Here is a 2,224-nt window from a genome sequence, read left to right as displayed (position 1 = left end):
ATGTGGCCGGCCACGATGAAGATCACCGCGATGGCCAGGTGGTGGTGGGCCATGTCCGTCAGCCACAGGGACTGGGTGTTGGGGTTAAAGCCACCCAAGAAAGTGAGGATGGCCGTGCCCGCCCCTTCTGCCGTGCCCCAGACATGGTTGGCCGTGTCCGGGTTCTGGGCATACACCCCCCAGTTGAGGGTAAAGAAGGGCTTCAGACCTGCCGGGTGGGGCAGAGTGGTAAGGAAGTTGTCCCAGCCTACGTGCTGCCCGCGGGACTCGGGGATGGCGACGTGTACCAGGTGACCCGTCCAAGCCAGGGAACTGACCCCAAACAAGCCGGCCAGGTGGTGGTTGAGACGGGCTTCAGCGTTCTTGAACCAGCTCAGGCTAGGCCGGAAGCGGGGCTGCAGGTGCAGCCAGCCGGCAAACAGAAACACTGCCGCCAACAACAGCAGGCCAATCGCGCCGGTGTAGAGATCGCCGTTGGTGCGCAGGCCAATGGTGTTGAACCAGTAGTACAGGCCAGAGTAGGCCGCGTTGACGGGGCCGCCGCCCCCCGGTTGGGTAAAGGCTTCCACCGCTGCCTTGCCAAAGTGGGGATCCCAGATGGCGTGGGCGATGGGGGTGACACCCGTGGGGTTGGCTACCCATTGCTCATAGTTGCCTTGCCAGGCGATGTGGAAGACGTTGCCGGAGGCCCACAGGAAGATGATTGCCAGATGGCCAAAGTGGGTGGCGAACAGCTTTTGGTAAAGCCGCTCCTCCGTCATGCCATCGTGGGTCTCGAAGTCGTGGGCGGTGGCAATGCCATACCACAGCCGACGCGTGGTGGGATCGCTGGCCAGGTCTTGGCTGAATTGGGGAAAACGAGTTGCAGTTGTCATGATTCTCTCTTCCTCCTTGCCTTAGCCGAGTGCGCCGAACCGTGCCAGGAAGAACGCCCAGGTGGTGACGATCCCTCCCAACAGGTAGTGGGCCACACCGACCGCCCGACCCTGAATGATGCTCAGAGCGCGGGGTTGAATGGCCGGAGCGACTTTTAGCTTGTTGTGGGCCCAAACGATGGACTCAATCAGCTCCTGCCAGTAGCCGCGACCGCTGAACAGGAACATCAGGCTGAAGGCCCAGACAAAGTGAGCGCCCAAGAAGAGCAGCCCATAAGCCGACAGAGCCGAGCCGTAGGAGTTGATCACCTGCACCGATTGCGCCCACAGGAAGTCCCGCAACCAGCCGTTGATGTTAATGGCGCTGGCCGCAAAGTTGCCGCCGGTGATGTGCTCAATCGTGCCATCGGCGTTGACGGTGCCCCAGATGTCGCTCTGCATCTTCCAGCTGAAGTGGAAGATCACGATGGAGATGCAGTTGTACATCCAGAACAGCCCCAGGAACACGTGATCCCAGCCGGAGACCTGGCAGGTGCCGCCGCGGCCCGGGCCATCGCAGGGGAAGCGGAAGCCCAATTTGCCTTTGTCCGGGATCAACCGGGAAGAGCGGGCAAACAACACCCCCTTGAGCAGGATCAGCACCGTAATGTGGATGGTCATGGCGTGGATGTGGTGCACCATGAAGTCCGCCGTGCCCAGCACCATCGGCATCATGGACACCTTGCCACCCACAGCCACCACGTCGCCACCAAAGATGGGGCTAACCGAGGCGCCCACATAGGGAGCCGTGCTGGCAATGGCCGAAGTGTGCAGCGATTGAATCCACTGGGCAAAGATGGGCTGCAGTTGGATGCCGGTGTCCGAGAACATGTCCTGCGGACGGCCCAGGGCTTGCATCGTGTCGTTGTGGACGTAGAAGCCAAAGGCGTGGAAGCCCAAGAACAGACACACCCAGTTGAGGTGGCTGATGATGGCGTCGCGGTGGCGCAGTACCCGATCCAACACGTTGTTGCGGTTCACCGCCGGGTCGTAGTCCCGCACCATGTAAATGGCCCCGTGGGCAGCACCCCCCACCACGAAGAAGCCGCCTATCCACATGTGGTGGGTAAACAGGGAGATCTGGGTGGCGTAGTCGATGCCCATGTAGGGGTAGGGGTTCATGGCGTACATGTGCTGGGCCACGATGATGCTCAGGGATCCCACCATGGCCAGGTTGATGGCCAGCTGGGCATGCCAGGAGGTGGTGAGCACTTCGTACAGGCCCTTGTGGCCTTCGCCGGTGAAGGGGCCTTTGTGGGCTTCCAGGATCTCTTTAATGGAGTGGCCGATGCCCCAGTTGGTGCGGTACA

The 2,224-nt window shown here is 61.4% G+C and carries 1 protein-coding gene and 1 pseudogene; both read right to left on the bottom strand.

Features of this window, described 5'->3' with window-relative positions; translation table 11 throughout:
- Positions 1 to 875, bottom strand: a pseudogene (gene psaB, locus NW819_RS12940) (photosystem I chlorophyll a apoprotein A2); the annotation flags it as partial.
- A gap of 21 nt (positions 876 to 896) precedes the next feature.
- The coding region (gene psaA / locus NW819_RS12935) for a photosystem I core protein PsaA (protein WP_414413992.1) at positions 897 to 2,224 on the bottom strand (1,328 nt) is incomplete at its 5' end.

The sequence above is a fragment of the Synechococcus sp. R8-2 genome (genome assembly GCF_047461715.1).
Classification (GTDB): Bacteria; Cyanobacteriota; Cyanobacteriia; order Thermostichales; family Thermostichaceae; genus Thermostichus.
Note: the sequence above shows the minus strand (reverse complement) of the source record. Positions and strands in the feature narration are given on the sequence as shown.